Source organism: Actinophytocola sediminis (assembly GCF_054779715.1).
In genome coordinates this window covers 102,512-123,243 of sequence record NZ_BAAGXS010000025.1, presented here as the reverse complement: position 1 = coordinate 123,243, position 20,732 = coordinate 102,512, and the positions used below count along the sequence as shown (strand labels likewise).

Below are 20,732 nucleotides of genomic sequence, written 5' to 3'. Positions count from 1 at the left end.
CGTTGCGTTGAGCAAGTGGGTTCCGGTTCCGTGCGGGTCGGTGGCTGGGTCGCGTTCCGTTCCCCTTAGCCGCGGTTGGCAGCCACGCGGCTCAGGCGAACGGCGGCCTGTGGTTGGCAGCAGGTGGCTCATTAGGCTTCCCGGAGAAACTGGGAGGAGCCCTCGTGCGCGAGCTCACCGGTGGTCGCCTGCTGCGCAGATCGATAGGCCGCCACCGTGGTCGGATGTCCGCCGGGGTGGCGTTACTCGCCGGCCACCAGGCAGCGGAGGCGCTGGTGCCGGTGATGATCGGCGTGATCATCGACCGGGCCGTCGGCACCGGGGACACGTGGTCCCTGCTGTGGTGGGTGCTGGTGCTGGCCGCGCTGTTCGCCTCGTTGACCACCGCCTGGCGGCTGGGCGCCCGGCACATGGTGGTCGCCATGCAACGCGAAATACACCAGCTGCGGGTGGAGGTGGTCGCCAGGGTGCTCGACCCGCGCGGGCACCGGACCGGGATGCGCGCGGGCGAGGTGCTCCAGGTCGCCACCTCCGACGCCGAACGGGCCGCGACGGTCATGGAGGCCGGGTCGATGGGCACGGCCGCGCTGATCGGGCTCGGCGTGTCGGCGGTGTCGCTGCTGACCATCGACGTGCCGCTCGGGATCACCGTGCTGGTCGGGGTGCCGCTGCTGGTGGCCGGGCTGCAGGTACTCAGCCCGCTGCTCACCCGGCGGGCCGCGGCGGCCCAGGAGACCGCGGGCGAGACCACCGCGCTGGCCACCGACCTGGTGCGCGGGGTGCGGGCGCTGCGCGGCATCGGCGCCCAGGCCAGCGCCGCGGACACCTACCGCGCCACCAGCCGAGGCGCGCTGCGCGCGAGCCTGCGCGCGGCCACCACCAACGGCGTCTACCTCGGCATCACCGCCGCGGCCAGTGGGCTGTTCCTCGCCGCGGTCGCCGGGTTCGCCGGGTGGCGCGCGCTCGACGGGCGGATCACGATCGGCGAGCTGATCACCGTCGTCGGCCTGGCGCAGTTCATCGCCGAGCCGGTGCGGCTGCTCGGGTTCGCCGGCCAGATGGTGGCCGAGGCACGCGCGTCGGCCGCCAGGCTGGTGCGCATCCTGACCGCGCCCCCGGTGCTGACCCCGGGCACCCGCACCGACCTGCCGGCCGCCGGCGTAGCGCTGCGCGAGGTCTCCTACCGCACGCTCACCGGGCTGAGCCTCGACCTCGAGCCGGGCGAGACCGTCGGCGTCGTCGGCTACGACCAGCGTGACTGCGACGCGCTGCTGGAGCTGCTGGCCGGCGCGGTGCCGGCGGGCGACTACCTGGGGTCGGTGTGCGTCGGCGGGGTGCCGCTGGCCGAGCTCGACCTGGCGACCAGCCGCGCGGCGGTGCTGGTCGAGCAGCACGACGTCGCGTTGTTCGAGGGAACGTTGCGCAGCAACCTGAACGCCGGGGTCGCGCGGCCGGCGGAGACGGTCGCGGCCGCGGTGGCCGCGGCCGCCGCGGACGACATCGTGGCCGCCGCGCCCGCTGGGCTCGACCACCCGGTCACCGACCGGGGCACGACGCTGTCCGGCGGGCAGCGCCAGCGCATCGGGCTGGCCAGGGCGCTGGCGGCCGGGCCGCCGGTGCTCGTGCTGCACGAACCGACCACCGCGGTCGACGCGGTCACCGAGGAGCGGATCGCCCAGGGCATCGTCGGGCTGCGGGCCTCGGCGAGCACGCTGCTGGTCACCGCGAGCCCCGCGCTGCTCGCGGTCGTCGACCGGGTGCTGGTGCTCGACGGCGGGCGGATCATCGCCACCGGCACGCACGCCGAGCTGGCCGAGACCGACGCCCGGTACCGCGAGACGGTGCTGCGATGACCCGCGAGCTGCTGCCGATCGCCTCGGCCAGCAGGACCTGGGCCGCGCTGTGGGCCGAGGTGCGCCGCCTGCCGTGGCTCGGGGTGGCCACCATGGTCACCGCGGTCGGCGCCAGCGCGGGCGGGCTGGTCGCGCCCTGGGTGCTCGGCGCGATGGTCGACGACATCGCCGGCGGGGCGGCCACCGGCGACGTGGTCCTCGCCGCGGTGATCATCGCGGTCGCCGCGCTGGCCACCGGACTGCTCACCGGGGTGTCGGCCACGCTGCTGAGCAGGCTCGGGGAGACCGTGCTCGCCCGGTTGCGGGAGCGGGTGCTCGACCGCACGCTGCACCTGCCGGCCAGCACGCTGGACCGGGTGGGCACCGGGGACCTGCTCTCCCGGGTCGGCGACGACGTCTCGGCGGTCACCACCGCGCTGGTCAGCACCGGGCCGCAGCTGGTGTCGGCGCTGCTGACGATCGTGCTGACCGCGGGCGGCATGTTCGCGCTCGACTGGCGGCTGGGGATCGCCGGCCTGGTCGCCGCGCCGATGTACGTGCTCGCCGTGCGCTGGTACCTGCCGAGGTCGGGCCCGTTCTACGCGCGGGAGCGGGTGGCGGTCGGCGAACGGGCGCAGGCGATGGTCAGCTCGTTGCAGAGCGGCCAGACCGTGCGCGCCTACCGGCTCGAGGACGAGCACACGGCGGTGGTCAACGAGCGCTCGCGGGCCGCGATGGACCTGTCGATCGGGGTGTTCCGGCTGTTCACCCGGCTGGTCGGCCGGCTGAACCGGGCCGAGTTCGTCGGCCTCGCGGCGATCCTGGTGAGCGGGTTCCTGCTGGTGCGCGCGGATCTGGTGACCGTCGGCGCGACCACGGCCGCCGCGCTGTACTTCCACCGGCTGTTCAACCCGATCGGCGCGGTGATCCTGCAGTTCGACGAGATCCAGTCGGCGGGCGCGAGCCTGGCCAGGCTGGTCGGGGTCGCCGAGCTCGACCGGCCGGGCCCGCCGGCGGTGGTCCGCGAGCCGGTGGACAGCGGGCTGGAGCTGACCGGCGTCGGGCACCGCTACGCCGACGGGCCGCTGGTGCTCGGTGGCGTGTCGGTGCGGATCGCGCCCGGTGAGCGGCTGGCGGTGGTCGGCGCGACCGGCGCCGGCAAGTCGACGCTGGCCGGGATCGTCGCCGGCGTGCTCGACCCGGTCGCCGGCACGGTGGCGCTTGGCGGCGTGCCGGTCGGCGAGTTGAACCGGGGGCGGCACATCGCGATGCTGAGCCAGGAGGTGCACGTGTTCTCCGGCCCGCTGATCGCCGACCTGCGCCTGGCCCGGCCGGCGGCCACCGAGCAGGAGGCCGTCGAGGCGCTGTCGGTGGTCGGCGCGATGGCCTGGGTGCGCGCGTTGTCGGACGGGTTGGACACCGTGGTCGGCGAGAGCGCGCACCGGCTCACCGCGGCCCAGGCCCAGCAGTTGGCGCTGGCCAGGTTGGTGCTCACCGACCCGACGGTGGCGATCCTGGACGAGGCGACGGCCGAGGCGGGCAGCGCGGGGGCGCGTGAGCTGGAGCGGGCGGCGGTGGCCGCGACCACGGGCCGCACGACGGTGATCGTGGCGCACCGGCTGACCCAGGCCGAGCTGGCCGACCGGGTGCTGGTGCTCGAACACGGTCAGGTGGTGGAGACTGGCGCGCACGCTGACCTGGTGGCCGCCGGTGGGCGCTATGCGGAGCTGTGGCGGAGCTGGACCGGGGCCGGGTAGGGTGCTGGGTCTGAATGCGCTTACAGGGAGAAATATGGGCGCCCCCACGGTCTATGACGTAGCCAAGCGCGCGCAGGTGTCGATCGCCACGGTGTCCAGGGTGTACCGGAATCCGGACACCGTGCGCACGCAGACCAGGGAACGGGTGCTGGCGATCGCCAAGGAGCTCGGCTATGTGCCCAGCGGCAGCGCGCGCGGGCTGGCCAGCCGCAGTACCGGGGTACTCGGGCTGTGCTTCCCGGACTACGCCGACCCCGAGGTCGAGGACGACACGGCCAGCGACCCGGAGCAGATGCTCTACGCCGACGAGATCACCCGGGGCATGGAACGGGCCGCGCGCCGGCACGGGTACGCGTTGCTGATCGCCGCGTCGCTGGCGGGTGGCCCGGAGAGCCTGGTGGCCAAGGTGGCCGGGCGGGTCGACGGGTTCGCGGTGCTGGCGCGCACGGTGCCCACGGAGGATCTGGAGATCATCTCCCGCAGGCTGCCGGTGGTGATGATCGCCGGACCGAGGGAGATCGACCACCTCGACCACCTCGAGGTCGCCAACGCCGACGGCGAGTTCGAGATGACCAGCCACCTGATCGCCGACCACGGCCTGCGGCGGCTGGCTTTCCTCGGTGGGACCGTGGACTCGCCGGACGCTGAGGCCCGGTTCCACGGTTTCCAGCGGGCGTGCGCGGCGGCCGGGCTCGCGGTGCCCGACGAGCCGGACACGCGGGGGAACTTCACCCAGGCCGACGGCCGGGCGGCGACCGACCGGTTGCTGGCACGGGTCGGGCAGCCGCCGGAGGCGCTGGTGTGCGCGAACGACCAGATGGCACTCGGCGCGCTGCAGACGTTGGAGCGGCGGGGGTTGCGGGTGCCGGCGGACGTGGCGGTGGTCGGGTTCGACGGGATCCCGCTCGGGCGGGTGGTGCGCCCGAGCCTGACCACGGTGAGCCAGCCGATGCGCAAGCTCGGCGGGGCGGCGGTGGACATGCTGGTGGACCGCTTACAGGACCCGGACCGCGAGCCGAGATCGGTGCTGCTGCCGGTGACCCAGACCCACCGGGAGAGCTGCGGCTGCCCACCCCCACCCGAACCAGAACGCCGCCTCCCCGGCTTCACCCGCTGACCCCAGTGCAGCTAAGGGCCCCATCGCTGCGGTTGGCGGCGGTTGCGGGGGGCTGATCGGCGGACCTAGTGTATGCGCTTACAGGCAGCGTGGACCGCACTGAGGGGATCACCCGTGACCGAGACCAGTGCGCGCCGGAACTGGGCGCGGACCAGCGACGACCGGCTCGCCGGCACCGCGGAGCTGCCGGCGCCCCAGACCCTCACCGCCCACCCAGGCACCGGGCTCGTCCTGCTCGACTGGCCGGCCGTCGAGCACGCCCTCGGCTACCTCGTCCACCGCGCCACCGACCGCGACGGCCCGTTCGAACCGCTCGACCACCTCGGCGGCGACGTCCTCGCCGTGCCGCACCCGCCCTACGCCGACACCCTCGTCGAGCCGGGCGTCCAGTACCACTACCGCGTCGCGACCTGGTCCGACGACGGCCCCGGCCCGCTCTCCCCCGCCGCCACCGCCATCCCCCAGCCGGCTGGCCCACAACCGGCCGGCGTCCGGGTGGCGGTCGACGCGGCCGCCACCCCACGCCCACTGCCCGACGTGTGGCGACGCATGATCGGCGCCGAGCACCTCTCCCTGCTGCTCTGGGACAAACCCGGCCCCGGCGGCTCGGACGTCGCCGCCGAGTACGCCGACGCGCTGCGCATCATGCGCGACGACCTCGGCGTGCGGTCGGTCCGGGCGCACGGCACCTTCCTCCCGGAGACCGTCACCGTCCGCGCGGACGGGACCTTCGACTTCACCGGACTCGACGCCGTCTACGACCGGTTCCTCGCCATCGGGCTCAAGCCCGTCGTCGAGCTGTCGTTCATGCCGCGCGAGCTCTGCGCCGACCCCGACTACACCGTCTTCGCCTACGACGCGCAGGTGTCGGTCCCCGCGGACTGGTCGCGCTGGGCCGACCTGGTCGGCGCCCTGACGACCCACCTGCGCGACCGCTACGGCGCCGACGAGGTCGCCACCTGGGAGTTCGAGGTCTGGAACGAGGCCAACCTGGCGGTCTTCTGGAACGGCACCCAGGACGACTACCTGCGCCTCTACGAGCTCGCCGCCCGCGCGGTCAAGGCCGTCGACCACCGGATCGCCGTCGGCGGCCCGTCCTCGGCCGCCGCCGGCTGGGTCGGCGCGCTGCTGGAACACTGCCGCGCGAACGACGTCCCCATCGACTTCGTCTCCACCCACACCTACGGCAACGCGCCGCTGGACCTGCGCCCGCTGACCCGCTCGTTCGCCGAGGCCACCGGCAGGCCGGCACCGAGGATCCTGTGGACCGAGTGGGGCGTCACCCCGACCCACTTCCACCGGGTCAACGACACCGTGTTCGCCGCGCCGTTCCTGCTGCGGGGCATGAAGAGCGCGCTGGACACCACCGACTGCCTCGCCTACTGGGTGGCCTCCGACCAGTTCGAGGAGCTGGGCTGGGCACCCCGCCTGCTGCACGGCGGGTTCGGCCTGCTGACCGTCGGCAACCTGCGCAAACCCCGGTTCTGGGCGCTGGCCCTGCTGTCCGCGCTCGACGGCGGCCGGCTGCCGGTCTCGGTCACCGGCGACGGCGCGGGCGGCATCGTCGACGCGCTCGCCACCCGCACCGAGTCCACAGTGGATGTGCTGGTGTGGAACGGAACCCTCGATCAGTCCAAAATAGACGGATCAGCGGCGCTCGACCGGACGGTCACCGTCGAGGTGTCCGGCCTGACACCGGGCACCTACGAGCTGACCGCGCGCCGGGTCGACGAGCGGCACGGCAACCTCCAGCGCGTGTGGCGCGAGCTCGACGGCGGCGACTGGCCGACCGGGGCTCAGTGGAGAACACTGCGCCGCACCGACACCCTGCCGGTCGACTACCTTGGCAAGGTGGAGGTCGCCGACGCGGGCACCGCGGCGGCGACCGTGGAACTACCGATGCCCGGTATCCGATCCCTGCGCCTCACCAGGCGGCAGTGACGAGGAGGATTCGCATGGCCGACTGGTTGGCCGACTCCGTCCTGTATCAGATCTACCCGCAGAGCTTCGCGGACAGCAACGGCGACGGCATCGGCGACCTGAACGGCATCGAGTCCACATTGGACTACCTGAGCTGGCTCGGGATCAACACCGTGTGGCTCAACCCGTGCTTCGTCTCCCCCATGCGCGACGCGGGCTACGACGTGGCCGACTACCTGCGGATCGACCCGCGCTACGGCACCAACGACGACCTCGTCGCGCTGGTCGACGCGGCCGGCAAACGCGGTATCCGGGTGCTGCTCGACCTGGTCGCCGGGCACACCTCCGACCAGCACCCGTGGTTCCAGCACTCCGCCAACGACCCGACCGACCACCGGTTCATCTGGTCGGATCGCCCGGTCGAGGGATTCCAACCCTCACCCGGCTCCCGCGACGGCTACTACCTGCCGAACTTCTTCCCGATGCAGCCCGCGCTCAATTTCGGCTACGCGCGGATGGACGACACCCAACCGTGGCGCCAACCCGTCGACGCCGAGGGCCCACTGGCCAACCGGCAGGCGTTGCGCGACATCATGGACCACTGGCTGCGCCTCGGCGTCGCCGGCTTCCGCGTGGACATGGCCGCCTCGCTGGTCAAGGACGACGCCGGCAAGGCGGAGACCGCGAAACTGTGGCGGGAGCTGCGTGCCTGGGCCGACACCACCCACCCGGACGCGGTGCTGCTCAGCGAGTGGGCCCAGCCGCAGGTGTCGGTGCCCTCTGGCTTCCACGCCGACTTCTTCCTGCACTTCGGCTCCAGCCAGGCCTTCCGCTCGCTGTTCCACAACGGCGCGGTCTTCGACAGCACCTGGCGCCAACGCCCGTGCTTCTTCGACGCCTCCGGCGCGGGCTCGATCACCGACTTCCTCGCCGAGTGGGCCACCGCGATGACCGTGATCGGCCAGAGCGGGCACATCATCCTGCCCAGCGCCAACCACGACTTCCCCCGGCTGGTCGCCGGCAGCCGCACCGCCTACCAGGCCCGCACGGCGCTGGTGTTCCTGCTGACCTGGCAGACCCTGCCGGCGATCTACTACGGCGACGAGATCGGCATGCAGTACCAGCCGGGCCTACCCGACTTCGAGGGCAGCGTGCTCGGCCCGGTCAACGCCGGCTACAACCGGGCCGGCTCCCGCACCCCGATGCAGTGGGACGCCAGCGATCCGAAGGTCACCTACCTGCCACCGGACCCGTCGCCCCAGCGGCCGAACGTGGCCGACCAGCGGGCCGACCCCGACTCGCTGCTCAACCTCGTCCGGGAGCTGATCGCGCTGCGCGCGGCCAACCCGGCGCTGGGCACGTCGGGCGACCTGGAGATCGTGAACCTGGACTACCCGTTCGTCTACCGGCGCGGCGACGAGTTCACCGTGGCGGTCAACCCGTCCTTCACCCCGGCGACGGCCGACATCCCGGTGCCCGGCGACCTCGTGCTCGGCCAGGGCACCTCGCACGCCGACGGCCGGCTGCACGTCGACGGCTTCGGCTACGGGATCTACCGCCGCTGACCCCCCGTCGACCGGACGTAGGCTGGCCGCATGGTGACCTGGGCCGCCGCGACGGGAATCGCGCTGATGTCGCTGGGGATGGCGCTGATCCCCGGCCCGAACATGATCTACCTGGTGTCCAGGTCGATCGCCCAGGGCAGGCGCGCCGGACTCGTGTCGCTGCTCGGCGTCGCGGTCGGCTTCCTCGCCTACCTCGCGGCCGCGACCGCCGGGCTGACCGCGATCTTCCTGGCCGTGCCGGCGGCCTACACCGGGCTCAAGATCGCCGGCGCGGCCTACCTGCTGTACCTGGCGTGGCAGCTGGTCCGGCCAGGTGGCCGGTCGGCCTTCGAACCGCGCGAGCTGACCGTGCAGCGCCCACGCAGGCTGTTCGCGATGGGCCTGGTGACCAACCTGCTCAACCCGAAGATCGCGGTGCTCTACATCGCGCTGCTGCCCCAGTTCATCGACCACGAACGAGGCTCGGTCGCCCTGCAGAGCCTGACCCTCGGCGGAATCCAGGTCGTGATCGCCGTGCTGGTCAACGGGCTGATCGCGCTCGCCGCGGGCTCACTGGCCCGCTTCCTGACCGCCCGCCCGGTGTGGCTGCGCTGGCAGCGCTACCTGATGGGCGGCGTGCTCGGTTGGCTCGCGGTCCGGCTGGTCGCCGACCGTTCGCCCGCGCCGGCCTGACGTTCCGTTAGCGTGAGCTCATGTTCCAGACCGACACGGCGACCTTCGTCCGCCGGTTCGCCGACGCGTGGTCGGCGCCGAGCGTCGAGGGCTTCCTGGCGCTCACCCAGCCCGACGCCACGTTCACCCAGCCGCTGTCCACCACCGCGCGCGGGCACGACGGCCTGGCGAACTTCCTCGACGAGCTGCTCCAGACCATTCCCGACCTGCGGGGCGAGGTGCTGAGCTGGGCCGAGGCCGACGAGGACACCGTGTTTGTCGAACTGCGGCTCGCCGGCACGTTCGGTCGTCGCCCGATCGAGTGGGTGACGGTCGACAAGATCGTGCTGCGGGACGGGCTGATCGCCGCGCGCACGGCGAACTTCGACGGCCTGCGCCTGCTCGGCGCGCTCGCCAGGCGCCCTCGTGGCTGGCCAGCCTGGGTGCGGGCGAAGCTCGACCGGTAACCATAACGGTTGACTCGAGGACGGGCGTATCTGGGTGGACGGTGGCCGCTCCTGTTAGTAACAATCGGTTTGGAAAACTCGATGAAACCCTTCGGGGTCAGCGAACATCCAACGATTTGTCAGGGACGAGTGCTACAACAGACTCGCAGGGGAAGCCAACAGCACCGGGGAAACCATGATGTCCGCCGTCGTCGTACCACTGCCAGAAGGTCTGAACCACCGAGCCATGTCGATGCTCCGCGCGGTGGTCGCCGGCCGAGCGACGATCAGCTGCAGCAGCGAGCCCGACCTGTTCATCGACAATGTTCCCTGTTGTGACCAGTACATGGCGCACACGCTCGCACACGCCGGGTTGATCGAGCCGGTGGCGCCAGGCGCGATCGGTGACCTCATGCCGGCCCGCCTGACCTCGGCCGGCGAGGCCGCACTCGCCCCGGCACACGTCGCCGCCTGACCGTTCACACTTTTTTCGTTCCCATTCAGGCGGCCATTCGCGCTTTTCGTTAGAGCGATCTAAGAGCGCTGGTCGAGTCGCAGTGGATGGGTATCCGGGATCTGCACGAGCACGATCCGCAACCCGTCCGGATCGGCGATCCACATCTCCAGCAGGCCCCACGGCTCCGCGCGCGGCTCCCGCACGATCGGCACCCCGCGCTCGGTGAGCTCGGCGGCCGTCGCGGCCAGGTCACGCACCTGCAGCCACAGCACGACGTCCGCGCCCGGCCCGGCACTGCCCTGTCCGGACAGCTCCAGCAGCCCGTTGCCGGCGAAGAACACGATCCCGCCGGGGAACTCCCGATAGATCGCCAGACCGAGGGTGTCCCGGTAGAACACGCGCGACCGCTCCGGGTCACGCGGCCGCACGATGAGCCGACTCCGCAGGAACTCCATGCCGCCAGCATGCCCTGACGGGGGCGGTCCGCGCTGGCAGACCGCCCCCTGGTTCAGTCGAGCAGCTCGGCGACCGTGCCGGCGCCGACCGTCCGGCCGCCCTCCCGGATGGCGAACCCGAGACCGACGTCCATCGCCACCGGCTTGCCGAGGCGTACCGACATCGCCACCGACTCACCCGGCAGAGCGAGCGCGGCGTCGGTCAGCGTGACCTCGCCGACCACGTCCCCGGTCCGGAAGTGGAACTGCGGCCGGTAGCTGGACCCGAAGCCGGTGCGCCGGCCGCCCTCGGCGACCGACAGCAGGTACACGTGCGCGGCGAACGTCGCGTGCGGGGCGACGCTGCCCGGCGCGCACACCACCTGGCCGCGGCGCACCTCGTCCCGGCGCACGCCCCGCAGCAGCATCGCCGCGTTGTCCCCGGCCTCGGCGCGGGCCAGCGACTTGCCGAAGGTCTCCAGCCCGGTGACCACGCTCGTCCTGGCCTCGCCGAGCCCGAGCACCTCCACGGTGTCGCCGACGGTGATCGTGCCCCGCTCGACCGCGCCGGTGACCACGGTGCCCCGGCCGGTGATCGTCAGGACGTTCTCGACCGGCATCAGGAACGGCCGGTCCAGCGCCCGTACCGGCAACGGCACGTACTCGTCGACCACCGCCAGCAACTCCAGCACGCCGCGGGTCCAGCGGGGGTCGCCGCGCAGCGCGCCGAGTCCGGACACGCGCACGATCGGCACGGCCTCGCCGTCGAAGCCGTGCGTGGACAGCAGGTCGCGCAGCTCGAGCTCGACCAGGTCGAGCAGGTCCTCGTCGGCCACCAGGTCGGCCTTGTTCAGCGCCACGATCACGTGCGGCACGCCGATCCGGCGGGCGAGCACCACGTGCTCCCTGGTCTGGGGCATGGCGCCGTCCTCGGCGGAGACCACCAGGATGGCCGCGTCCAGCTGCGCCGCGCCGGTGATCATGTTCTTCACGTAGTCGGCGTGGCCCGGCATGTCCACGTGCGCGTAGTGCCGGGTGGCGGTCTCGTACTCGACGTGGGCGATGTTGATCGTGATGCCCCGGGACTGCTCCTCCGGGGCACGGTCGATGCCATCGAAGGCCACGAACTCCGTGGCGGCCGGGTCGAGTTCGGCGAGCACCTTGGTGATCGCCGCGGTGAGCGTGGTCTTGCCGTGGTCGACATGACCCATGGTGCCGATGTTCAGGTGCGGCTTGTGCCGCTGGTACTCCTGCTTACGCATCGCGAAATCCTTGGCATGAGAGCGATACGGGGAACCGCGCGGAACCGACCCTCCCCGGAGGTTCCCCGGGACGCGGTGGCGGGAAGGGTCAGCTTCGAGCGCCGGCCGACCATGCCGATGCGGCCACGACCGCATCCAGCGGGCAGAAGCCCGCGGATGTGTCGGTCGTGCCCAGCAGGAACATGCGACACACGATGCCACCCGCCCCGCCCCCCGTCACCCGAATATCCGCAGGGGGGTCAGGCCACGAAGAGGTGTTCGGTGTCCTGGGGGGAGGCGGTGGTGCCGGTGAAGTCGCCCTGGGCGGTCTCGGCGCCTACCGCCGACCACCAGTCGAACTGGGCCTGGGTGTCGACGTTGCCGACGATGATCGGGGTGCCGGACTCGCGGACCAACGGGACGAGTTGGCGGATGGCGCGGGTGAACAGGGACTCCTCGCCCTGGCGGGTGACGCGGGAGACGACCCTGGCCGACATCTTCACCGCGACCACGGAAAGGTCCTCGAGGCAGGCCAGGTCGCCCCTGGTGGTGCCGAAGTTGTAGAGGACCGTGCGGATGCCGAGGTCGCCAAGCACCTCCAGGTTGTCCTCGGCCAGGCCGTCGGACATGCACAGCGCCTGTACCGGCATGCCGAGGCGCAGCTGTTCGGGTTCGATGGCGACGTCGGCCAGCACCGACTTCACGGTCGCGATCAGGTCCGGGTCGGCGGCCACCTCGCGGGTCAGCTCGACGTAGAGCCTCGGCAACACGTCGGTGCACTGGTCGGTCCAGGCCCGCAGCTGCTCACACGCCCTGGTCAGCATCCACCGCCCGATCGGCAGTGCCAGCCCGGTCTCGGAGAGCACCTGCTGGCACTGCGCGTGCCCCAGGGCGCCGTACTCGGCGTGGTCCCAGCGCAGCATCGCCTGGACGGCCACGACGCTCCGGTCGGCGACCGAGACCAGCGGCTGGTAGTCCAGGTCCAGATCACCGCTCTCCCAGGCCCCTGGCAACGCGCTGGCCAGCGAGAACCGCTCCCGGTCGCGGTCGTTGGCGGCCTGGTCGACCATGCCCCACTGGCGTCTGCCGGTGGCCTTGAGCCGCTGGAGGGTGATGTCGGTGGCGCTCAGCACCTCCGCCGGCGACGCCCCACCGGGCAGCCGGTGCATCACGGCGATGCTCGCGGTCGCGGCCACGCCCTGGTCGCCGACGTACACCGGCTCGGCCAGGTCCTCGTTGATCCGTACGGCCAGATCGGCCACACTCGGGGTGTCCGGCGTGTTCTCCACCAGGATGCCGAACTCGTCGCCGTCGAAGCGGGCGATCGTCGTGGTCTCCGACTGGAACACGTCGCGCAGCCGCCCGGCGACGGTCTGCAGGAGGCGGTCGCCGACCTCGCGCCCGAGGCCGTTGTTGATCGCCCGGAAGCCGTCGAGGTCGAGGTGGAACACGGTCACGTTGTCATGGGACTGTCGGCCGCGTAACGCCTCCTCCAGTCTGCCGATGAACCTCGGTCTGTTCGCCAGGCCGGTCAACGCGTCGTGGGTGGCCTGGAACCGCAGCTGGTCCTCGAGCAGGTGCTTGTCCGACACGTCCTCGGCCGAGGTCACGAAGTAGCGCGGGGTGCCGTCCGGGTCGCGCAGCACCGACGCGGACAGGAACACCAGCGCCTCGTCGCCGTCCTCGCGCAGCAGTCTTCGCCGTTCGCGGAAGGGCAGCGTGTCGTCCTCGAGCAGCACCTCGTAGCGCAGCCGGAGGTAGTCGCCGTCGTCCGGGTGGAACAGCTCCTCCAGCCTGCTCGCCGGCAGCTTGCCCCGGCCGTGGCCGAGAATCTTGGTCAGCGCCCGGTTCGACCTGATCAGCGTGCCGTCCAGCTCGCTGATCGCCATGCCGACCGACGACTTGGTGAAGATCTCCTCGAACCGCGCCTCGCTGTCCGACAGCGCGCGCTCGGCGTTCTCCCGCGCCTGGACCAGCGCGCGGGTCATGCCCTCCTGTTCGTCGAACAGCTTGCGGCGCAAGCCCTCGGTGAACCCGCGCGCCATGGCGCTGAACAGGCGCACGAACTTGTCCGCGGTGTCGCTCTTGCCATCCAACTCCGGTAAGCGTGGCATGCCCGCACCCAGTATCTTGATCGACAGCTCGAAACACTCGGAACTGATCAAACCCAGTTCCACCAGTCGCTCCGCGACCGCTATCGCCGGCTGCTCGTCGAACGGGTCGGCCGACGCCGTACGCACGAGATCGTCGAGCGCTCCCCGTAGCGTTCGCTCGATCTCGTCCCTGGACCTCGCGATGTAGATGACCCGAGCCAGCGCTCTCGCCCACTCGCTGGCTAGCTCAGGTCTATCCACCGGAGCCGTCCGTTGGCCATAACATCGGGTTTCTCGTTGTCCTTGTCCGGTGAGTCGCGGGTTGACATTACCAGCCCGGTTGTCACGTCCTCTGCACCCAAACGGGCTCCACATGCTCGTGCAGATGCATACCCTATGTCGTCGAGGCTGATCCAAACGGGTGAACTACCGTCGGTTACCACGTCTCGTATTTGCGGAATCAGCAGAATTTCCGACTACGGTCAGACACAATCGCGAAATTGACGTGGTGCCAATAATACGATCGGCTCAATCGTCGACCACGTGTTCCGGCCGGACCGGGACTCTGGTCAGCGCTTTTCCGGTGGCCGCACGGATCGCGGCCACGATCGCCGGGGTCGAGGAAAGTGTTGGCGGTTCGCCAACACCGCGCAGACCATAGGGCGCGTGCGGGTCCGCGCGCTCCAACACATCGATCGGCATCGGCGGCATGTCCAACACGGTGGGTATCAGGTAATCGGTGAACGAGGGGTTGCGCACGATTCCGTCGGCGACCTGGATCTCCTCCATCACCGCGAGCCCGAGCCCCTGCGCGGACCCGCCCTGGATCTGGCCGAGCACCGCGTCCGGGTTCATCGCCCGGCCGACATCCTGCGCGCAGGCCAGCTCCACGACCCGCACCAGACCCAGCTCGACGTCCACGTCGACCACCGCCCGATGCGCCGCGAACGCGTACTGCACGTGCGCGAAACCCTTGCCGGTCACCGGATCCAACGGCTCGGTCGGCCGGTGGCGCCACTCGACCGTGCGCTCGACCACCGCGTCGCCGAGCACCTCGACCAGGTCGGCGAGCACCGCACCGGACGCCGAGACCACCGTGCCGCCGGCCAGCCCGGTCGCGCCGGCGCCCGCGCGGGCGAGCACCGCCGCACGCACCTGCTCGCAGGCCGCCCGCACCGCGCCACCGGTGACATAGCTCTGCCGGGACGCGGAGCTGGAGCCGGCGGAGCCGACCGCGGTGTCCGCCGGCAGGATGACCACCCGCGCCACCCCGAGCTCGGTACGCGCGATCTGCGCCTTGAGCGTCACCAGGCCCTGACCGACCTCCACCGCCGCGGTGTGCACCGAGGCGACCGGCTCGCCGCCGACGACCTCCAGCCGCACCCGCGCGGTCGAGTAGTCGTCGAACCCCTCGGAGAAGCCGACGTTCTTGATCCCGACGCCGTAGCCGACCCCGCGCACGACGCCCTCGCCGTGGGTCGTGTTCGACACCCCGCCCGGCAGCTCGCGCAGGTCGTAGCCATCGCCGCGCACCGGCGGCAGCGGCCGGTCGCGCACCAGGGCGAGCAGTTCGGCCACCGGCGCGGCGGAGTCGACGACCTGACCGGTGGGCATCACCGAGCCCTGCTCGACCGCGTTGCGGATCCGGACGTCGACCGGCGACATGCCAAGCGCCTCGGCCAGCCGGTCCATCTGGGACTCGTAGGCGAAACACGCCTGCACCGCGCCGAACCCGCGCATCGCCCCGCACGGCGGGTTGTTGGTGTAGACGCCGTAGCAGTCGACGTGCACGTTGGGCACCCGGTAGGGCCCCGCGCCCAGGGTGGCCGCGTTCCCGGTGACCGCCGAGGTGGTCGACGCGTACGCGCCGCCGTCGAGGATCATCTCGGCCCGCACGTAGACCAGGTCGCCGTCGCGGGTGGCGCCGTGTTCGTAGCGCAGTACCGCCGGATGCCGGTGCACGTGGCCGAAGAACGACTCCTCCCGCCCGTAGACGATCTTGACCGGCTTGCCGGTGCGCAGCGCCAGCAGGCACGCGTGCACCTGCATCGACAGGTCCTCGCGCGCGCCGAACGCGCCGCCGACCCCGGCCAGGTGCAGGCGCACCCGCTCCTCGTCCATGCCAAGCGCGCGGGCGACCTGCCGGCGGTCGGCGTGCAGCCACTGGGTCGCGACGTAGAGGTCGATGCCGCCGTCCTCGGCGGGCACCGCCATGCCGGACTCCGGGCCGAGGAAGGCCTGGTCCTGCATGCCGACGGTGTACTCGCCGGACACCACCACCTCGGCGGCCGGCGCCTCGTCGCCGAAGCGGATCCTGGCGTGGCGCACCAGGTTCCCGCCCGGGTTCTGCGGGTGCAGCACCGGCGCGTCCGCGCCGAGCGCGGCCCGCGCGTCGGTCACCGGCTCGAGCACCTCGTAGTCGACCCGCACCCGCGCGGCCGCCCGGCGCGCGGTCTCCGGGTGGTCGGCGGCCACGATCGCGACCGGCTCACCCTGGTAGCGCACGACATCGACGGCGAGCACCGGCTGATCGGCGTGCTCGAGGCCGTAGATGTTGTCGCCGGGCACGTCCTCGTGGGTCAGCACCGCGTACACGCCGGGCAGGGCCAACGCCGCACTCAGGTCGAGACCACGGATCCGGGCGTGCGGATGCGGGCTGCGCAACGTCGCGCCCCACAACATGTCCTCGTGCCACAGGTCCGAGGAGTAGGCGAACTCCCCACGCACCTTCAGATTCGCATCCGGCCGCTGCGGACTATCACCGATCTGGCCGCCGCCGGTCGAGGTCAGCGGCAAGCCAGGGCGAGTGGGCGCGCTCACTGGGCCGCCTTTGCCATCAGTCGCTTGCTCTGTGCGCGCAGCGTTTTCGCTGCGTCCACTTCGGACACCGTTTGGCAGACGCCGTCTTGTACGATTACCCGGCCACCGGCCAGTAGCAGTGCCAGTGGTGGCAGTGCAGCGAAGACCAGGGCGGCCACCGGGTCGGTGATGCCCGCGTGCTCCAGCCCGTCCAGGCGCCAGACCGCGATGTCGGCGAGCTTGCCGACCTCCAGCGAGCCGAGTTCCTGTTCCCGGCCAAGACATCGCGCGCCGCCGATGGTGGCCAGCCGCAGCGCGTCGCGGGCCGAGAGGGCGGCCGGGCCGCCGCGCAGCCGGGCGAGGTAGGTCGCCTGGCGCAGCTCGACGCCAAGTCCACCGTCCTCATTGGACGCCGCGCCGTCGACGCCGAGCCCGACCGGGGCGCCGGCGGCGAGCAGGTCGGCGATCCTGGCGATGCCGGTGCCGAGCCGGCCGTTGGAGGTCGGGCAGTGCGCGACCCCGGTGCCGGTCGCGCCGAGCCGCGCCACCGCGCCGTCGGACAGGTGCACGCCGTGCGCGAGCCACACGTCCTCGCCGAGCCAGCCGGTGCGCTCGGCGTACTCGACGGGCGTGCAGCCGAACTCCGCCTGGCACTGCGCTTCCTCGTCGACGGTCTCCGCGAGGTGGGTGTGCAGCCGGACGTCCTTGTCCCGCGCCAGTTCCGCGGCCGCGCGCATCAGGTCGGTGGACACCGAGAACGGCGAGCACGGCCCGACCGCGACCCTGGCGAACGCGTCGCGCGCCGGATCGTGGTAGGTGTCGATGGCCTCCTCGGTGCCCGCCAGCGCGGTGTCGATGTCCTCGACGACCGAGTCCGGCGGCAGCCCGCCCTCGGACTCGCCGCGGTCCATCGACCCGCGTACCAGGTGGATCCGGGTGCCGACGACCGCCGACCCGTCGACCACCGCCGCCGCGAGGTCGCCGCCGTCGCGCGGATAGACGTAGTGGTGGTCGGCCACCGTGGTACAGCCGGTCCTGGCCAGCCGCAGCACCCCGGCGACCGCGGCCGCGTGGGTGATCTGCTCGTCCAGGTTGGTCCACACCGGATACAGCTCGGTGAGCCACTGGAACAGGGTCGCCTGCTGGGCCAGTCCTCTGGTCGCCCACTGGTAGAGATGGTGGTGGGTGTTCACCAGCCCGGGGGTGACCAGACAGCCGCTGCCGTCGACGTGCCGGTCGACCTGCCCGGCGGGCGCCGGCCCGGCGCCGACCGACTCGATCAGGCCCTCGTTGGCCACCACATGGCCGTTCGCGTACTCCTCGCCGGTCACCGTGACCACCGCGGCGTTCTCGATCACGGTCCTCATGCCGGCCCTGTCCCCAGGCCGCCGACCATGCTCGCCGCGAGCCGGACGGCGTCCATGATCTTCTCGTAACCGGTGCAGCGACACAGGTTCCCGGCGAGCGCCTCGCGGATCTCCGCGTCGCTCGCGTGCGGATCGCGGTGCACCAGCTCGTGCGCGGCCACGATCAGCCCGGGGGTGCAGAACCCGCACTGCACCGCGCCGGTGCGCACGAACGCCTCCTGCACCGGGTCCAGCTCGTCCTCGGTGCCAAGGCCTTCCACCGTGCGCACCGACCGGCCCTCCGCCTGGCCGGCGGCCACCAGGCACGCGCACACCGGGGTGTCGTCCAGGTACACCGTGCACGAGCCGCACTCGCCCTGTTCGCAGGCGTTCTTCGACCCGGGCAGCCCAAGGCGTTCGCGCAGCACGTAGAGCAGGCTCTCCCCTGGCCACACGTCGTCGGCGGTGTGGGGCTCGCCGTTGATCTCGATGTTGACCCGCACCTACTGCCGTCCTTCCACGTCCTGCCAGGCCCAGCGCAGCGTGCGCCGGGCGAGCACCGCCAGCGCGCGCCTGCGGTAGGCCGCGCTGCCGCGCACGTCGTCGATGGGGGTGGCGGCGGCCGAGACCAGCTCGCCGAACTCCCGGCTCACCTCGTCGGTCAGGGTCGCCGGCTCGTCCCACGGCAGCACCTCGGCGGCGAAGTCCTCGGCCGCCGCCGCGCTCAGCGGGGTCGGCCCGGCCGAGCCGATGCCGGTGCCCACGCGCCGCCTGCCGGTGTCCAGCGCGATGCCGAACGAGCAGACCGCGATCACCATGGCGTTGCGCGTACCGACCTTCGCGAACTGCTGCGGCCCGGCCGCCGCCGGCACCGTGACCGCGGTGACCAACTCGTCCTCGGCGAGCACGGATCGCTTGGGGCCGAGGAAGAACTCGGCGATCGGCACGGTACGCACGCCGCGGCTGGAGGCCAGCTCGACGGTGGCGCCGGTGGCCAGCAGCGGCGGGTGCGCGTCGCCGGCGGGGGACGCGGAGCCGAGGTTGCCGCCGACGCCGCCCCGGTTGCGGATCTGCGGCGAGCCGACGGTGCGCGCGGCCATCGCGAGCCCGGGCGCCAGCTCGCCGAGCTCGGCGACGATCCGCGCGTAGGGCACGGTCGCGCCGACCCGGACGTGGCCGTTCTCGGCCCGCCAGTCCGCCAGTTCCCGCACCCGGCCGAGATCGAGCAGCGCGGGCGGGCGGCGCTGGTCGAAGTTGAGCTCCACCATCACATCCGTACCGCCCGCGATCGGCACCGCGGCCGGCGTCGCCGCCTTCAGCGCGAGCGCCTCGTCGAGCGAGTCCGGTCTCAGGAAGTCCACGCGGTCACCACCACGCCAGGCCGGGCGCGGGCGCGCCGTCGCGCACCACACTGCCCTCGATCAACCCGTACGGCCGGTCGGCGGCATGGAAGACCTCGCCGGGATTGTCCAGTTCGAACGGACTCAGGTCGACCAGGAAGTGGTGCTTGTTCGGCAACGCGAGGCGCACCTCGACCAGTTCCGGCCGGTGGCGCAGCACCCGCTCGCCCATCGCGTGCAGTGTCTGCTGCAGCGAACGGGAACGCGTGTCGGCGAAGGCCTCGAGGAGCAGCCCACGCGCGCCGGCGAACGACTCCGCCCAGTCGGCGTCCGCGCGCGCGTGGCGCCAGTGCGCGGTCACCGCGGTGGCCAGGATCCGGTCGGTGGTCTCGGGCAGCGTGGTGTACCGGTCGCGGTGGAAGCCGTGGAACTCCGAGTCGGTCGTGTTCATCACCGTCAGGTCCGCGACGCCGGTGACCACCCACGTCTGGGTGCCGTCGTAGGTGACGGTGGCCGTGCGGGTGCCGGCCGCCCTGGCGAACGAGTGGTGCGCCGGCCGGCCGTCGACGGTGATCCGCTCCCACCGGTACCGCTCGAGGTGCACCCTGGCCCGGCTGATCGTCGGCGTCTGGTCCACGAAGTGGCGCGCCAGCCGCAGCCCGAACTCCTCCGGCTCGCCGACGCCGTCCCTGGCGAAGGCGTAGACGGTGTTCTTCTGCGTGTCGGTCGGCAACACGCCGCTGTTGTCGCCGGTGAGGTGGGTGGCGTCCAGGTCGCCCGCGAGCGCGATGCTGACGTTGAGGTCGGTGACCGCGTGTGCGGCCGGGTCCCGGTCGACCCGCACGAGGCGCACCTCGGCCTTGCCGTACTGGTTGTCGCCAAGGCGTATGTCCATCTCAGCTCCCTCGGTACGTGCTGTACCCGAACGGGCTGATCAGCAACGGCACATGATAATGCTCTGCCGGGTCGGTAATCCGGAAGACCACTACGACTTCCGGATAGAACGCCTCCTGGCCGAGATAGTCGCCGGTCTCGAAGACGAACCGGTACACCCCGGCGGCCTCGATCCCCCAGCCGGCCAGCCGCCCGTCGGCGTCGGTGCAGCCGTCGGTGACGACCTGCCAGCCGCCCTCCGCCCTGGCCTCGAGCCGAACCGGCACGTCCGGCGCCGGCCGGCCGACACTGGTGTCGAGAATATGCGTGGACAGACTCACGAGCTGAACGCCTTCCCCAGTCGCAGCTCCACGATCCCGCCGAGCTCCGCGCGCACCACGGCACGCTCGGTCCCGGGATCGTTGCCAAGCCGTTCCCGCAGTCTGGTGAGGATGGTCTCGGCGGACAGTCCGGTCGCGCGGATCAGGAAGACGTGGCCGAACCGCTCCTCGTAGGCCAGGTTGCCGGCGACGAGGTCCTCCCTGGTCGACGCGGCCGACTCGGACACCCCCGCCTGCTCGGCGCGCGACCAGCCCGCCGCCTGATCGCCACCGGCCGCCCGCTCCCCGATGCGGGGATGGGCGGCCAGTGCCTCCTCGATGTCGTCCCAGGTCAGCGCGTCGAGCACCCGAGTGGACACCGCGCGCAGCGCGTCGAGATCGCGGTAGGGACGGCGGGCGAGCAACTCGTCGGCCCAGCGGCGGGAAGCGCAGCAGGCGAGCAGGTCCCGCTCGGCCTGACCCGGCTCAGCCTGGTTGAGCGCGGCCAGCCGCGAGTCGTCGGACATCCACGGAACTGTAC

18 protein-coding genes are annotated in these 20,732 nt (G+C 72.0%); 8 read left to right on the top strand and 10 right to left on the bottom strand.

Annotated features, from left to right (window positions below; translation table 11 throughout):
• Positions 1-224 precede the first annotated feature (224 nt).
• The 8 genes from ACYVIP_RS17500 (at position 225) to ACYVIP_RS17465 (ending at position 9,763) form a co-directional block, all read left to right on the top strand.
• Positions 225-1,853 carry an ABC transporter ATP-binding protein gene (locus ACYVIP_RS17500; RefSeq protein WP_460397456.1) on the top strand — a complete coding sequence of 543 codons (1,629 nt, stop codon included), beginning with the start codon at positions 225-227 and terminating at the stop codon, positions 1,851-1,853.
• Positions 1,850-3,589 carry an ABC transporter ATP-binding protein gene (locus ACYVIP_RS17495; protein WP_460397454.1) on the top strand — a complete coding sequence of 580 codons (1,740 nt, stop codon included), beginning with the start codon at positions 1,850-1,852 and terminating at the stop codon, positions 3,587-3,589. The genes ACYVIP_RS17500 and ACYVIP_RS17495 overlap by 4 nt, the downstream gene beginning before the upstream one ends.
• 34 nt (positions 3,590-3,623) lie before the next feature.
• Positions 3,624-4,706 carry a LacI family DNA-binding transcriptional regulator gene (locus tag ACYVIP_RS17490; RefSeq protein ID WP_460397452.1) on the top strand — a complete coding sequence of 361 codons (1,083 nt, stop codon included), beginning with the start codon at positions 3,624-3,626 and terminating at the stop codon, positions 4,704-4,706.
• A 114-nt stretch (positions 4,707-4,820) separates the two neighbouring features.
• The gene (locus ACYVIP_RS17485) at positions 4,821-6,647 is read left to right on the top strand and encodes a GH39 family glycosyl hydrolase (RefSeq protein ID WP_460397450.1); all 1,827 of its coding nucleotides are present in this window, start codon (positions 4,821-4,823) and stop codon (positions 6,645-6,647) included.
• A gap of 14 nt (positions 6,648-6,661) precedes the next feature.
• The gene (locus ACYVIP_RS17480; protein WP_460397448.1) at positions 6,662-8,191 is read left to right on the top strand and encodes an alpha-amylase family glycosyl hydrolase; all 1,530 of its coding nucleotides are present in this window, start codon (positions 6,662-6,664) and stop codon (positions 8,189-8,191) included.
• Positions 8,192-8,221: 30 nt separating this feature from the next.
• Positions 8,222-8,863: a LysE family translocator gene (locus tag ACYVIP_RS17475; protein ID WP_460397446.1), complete on the top strand. Its 642-nt coding sequence runs from the start codon at positions 8,222-8,224 to the stop codon at positions 8,861-8,863.
• Positions 8,864-8,883: 20 nt separating this feature from the next.
• Positions 8,884-9,309, top strand: coding sequence for a nuclear transport factor 2 family protein (locus tag ACYVIP_RS17470; RefSeq protein WP_460397444.1), 426 nt, complete (start codon positions 8,884-8,886; stop codon positions 9,307-9,309).
• Between the two features lie 226 nt (positions 9,310-9,535).
• Positions 9,536-9,763: a hypothetical protein gene (locus ACYVIP_RS17465; RefSeq protein WP_460397442.1), complete on the top strand. Its 228-nt coding sequence runs from the start codon at positions 9,536-9,538 to the stop codon at positions 9,761-9,763.
• Between the two features lie 59 nt (positions 9,764-9,822).
• Here ACYVIP_RS17465 and ACYVIP_RS17460 read toward each other — a convergent pair whose 3' ends face one another.
• From ACYVIP_RS17460 to uraD, 10 genes are all read right to left on the bottom strand, one after another.
• Entirely contained in the window at positions 9,823-10,200 is a 378-nt protein-coding gene (locus ACYVIP_RS17460; protein ID WP_460397440.1) for a VOC family protein, read from the bottom strand.
• A 53-nt stretch (positions 10,201-10,253) separates the two neighbouring features.
• A complete protein-coding gene (gene tuf, locus ACYVIP_RS17455; protein ID WP_460397438.1) occupies positions 10,254-11,441 on the bottom strand; it encodes an elongation factor Tu in 1,188 nt (395 codons plus the stop codon).
• 239 nt (positions 11,442-11,680) lie between these two features.
• Positions 11,681-13,774 carry a putative bifunctional diguanylate cyclase/phosphodiesterase gene (locus ACYVIP_RS17450; RefSeq protein WP_460397436.1) on the bottom strand — a complete coding sequence of 698 codons (2,094 nt, stop codon included), beginning with the start codon at positions 13,772-13,774 and terminating at the stop codon, positions 11,681-11,683.
• 267 nt (positions 13,775-14,041) lie between these two features.
• Complete coding sequence (gene pucD / locus ACYVIP_RS17445; RefSeq protein WP_460397434.1) at positions 14,042-16,333, bottom strand: xanthine dehydrogenase subunit D; 2,292 nt, start codon at positions 16,331-16,333, stop codon at positions 14,042-14,044.
• Positions 16,330-17,679 (bottom strand): 8-oxoguanine deaminase, encoded by a 1,350-nt coding sequence (locus tag ACYVIP_RS17440; protein WP_460397432.1) that lies wholly within the window; start codon positions 17,677-17,679, stop codon positions 16,330-16,332. Before ACYVIP_RS17440 ends, pucD begins: the two co-directional genes overlap by 4 nt.
• Positions 17,676-18,161, bottom strand: coding sequence for a (2Fe-2S)-binding protein (locus tag ACYVIP_RS17435; protein WP_460397430.1), 486 nt, complete (start codon positions 18,159-18,161; stop codon positions 17,676-17,678). The genes ACYVIP_RS17440 and ACYVIP_RS17435 overlap by 4 nt, the downstream gene beginning before the upstream one ends.
• Positions 18,162-19,019, bottom strand: a complete 858-nt coding sequence (locus ACYVIP_RS17430) for an FAD binding domain-containing protein (protein WP_460397428.1) — start codon at positions 19,017-19,019, stop codon at positions 18,162-18,164. It abuts the gene before it with no gap.
• Between the two features lie 4 nt (positions 19,020-19,023).
• A complete protein-coding gene (pucL, locus tag ACYVIP_RS17425; protein WP_460397426.1) occupies positions 19,024-19,893 on the bottom strand; it encodes a factor-independent urate hydroxylase in 870 nt (289 codons plus the stop codon).
• 1 nt (position 19,894) lies between these two features.
• On the bottom strand, positions 19,895-20,212 hold the full coding sequence (gene uraH / locus ACYVIP_RS17420; RefSeq protein WP_460397424.1) for a hydroxyisourate hydrolase: 318 nt from the start codon (positions 20,210-20,212) through the stop codon (positions 19,895-19,897).
• Positions 20,209-20,718: a 2-oxo-4-hydroxy-4-carboxy-5-ureidoimidazoline decarboxylase gene (uraD, locus tag ACYVIP_RS17415; RefSeq protein ID WP_460397422.1), complete on the bottom strand. Its 510-nt coding sequence runs from the start codon at positions 20,716-20,718 to the stop codon at positions 20,209-20,211. Before uraD ends, uraH begins: the two co-directional genes overlap by 4 nt.
• Between the last annotated feature and the right edge of the window lie 14 nt (positions 20,719-20,732).

Bases quoted from the DNA above. Each gene is read 5' to 3' on its own strand.
- ACYVIP_RS17500 (WP_460397456.1), top strand. From the start codon at position 225: ATGTCCGCCGGGGTGGCGTTACTCGCCGGCCACCAGGCAGCGGAGGCG.
- ACYVIP_RS17495 (WP_460397454.1), top strand. From the start codon at position 1,850: ATGACCCGCGAGCTGCTGCCGATCGCCTCGGCCAGCAGGACCTGGGCC.
- ACYVIP_RS17490 (WP_460397452.1), top strand. From the start codon at position 3,624: ATGGGCGCCCCCACGGTCTATGACGTAGCCAAGCGCGCGCAGGTGTCG.
- ACYVIP_RS17480 (WP_460397448.1), top strand. From the start codon at position 6,662: ATGGCCGACTGGTTGGCCGACTCCGTCCTGTATCAGATCTACCCGCAG.
- ACYVIP_RS17475 (WP_460397446.1), top strand. From the start codon at position 8,222: ATGGTGACCTGGGCCGCCGCGACGGGAATCGCGCTGATGTCGCTGGGG.
- ACYVIP_RS17470 (WP_460397444.1), top strand. From the start codon at position 8,884: ATGTTCCAGACCGACACGGCGACCTTCGTCCGCCGGTTCGCCGACGCG.
- ACYVIP_RS17465 (WP_460397442.1), top strand. From the start codon at position 9,536: ATGTCGATGCTCCGCGCGGTGGTCGCCGGCCGAGCGACGATCAGCTGC.
- ACYVIP_RS17460 (WP_460397440.1), bottom strand. From the start codon at position 10,200: ATGGAGTTCCTGCGGAGTCGGCTCATCGTGCGGCCGCGTGACCCGGAG.
- tuf (WP_460397438.1), bottom strand. From the start codon at position 11,441: ATGCGTAAGCAGGAGTACCAGCGGCACAAGCCGCACCTGAACATCGGC.
- ACYVIP_RS17440 (WP_460397432.1), bottom strand. From the start codon at position 17,679: ATGAGGACCGTGATCGAGAACGCCGCGGTGGTCACGGTGACCGGCGAG.
- pucL (WP_460397426.1), bottom strand. From the start codon at position 19,893: ATGGACATACGCCTTGGCGACAACCAGTACGGCAAGGCCGAGGTGCGC.
- uraD (WP_460397422.1), bottom strand. From the start codon at position 20,718: ATGTCCGACGACTCGCGGCTGGCCGCGCTCAACCAGGCTGAGCCGGGT.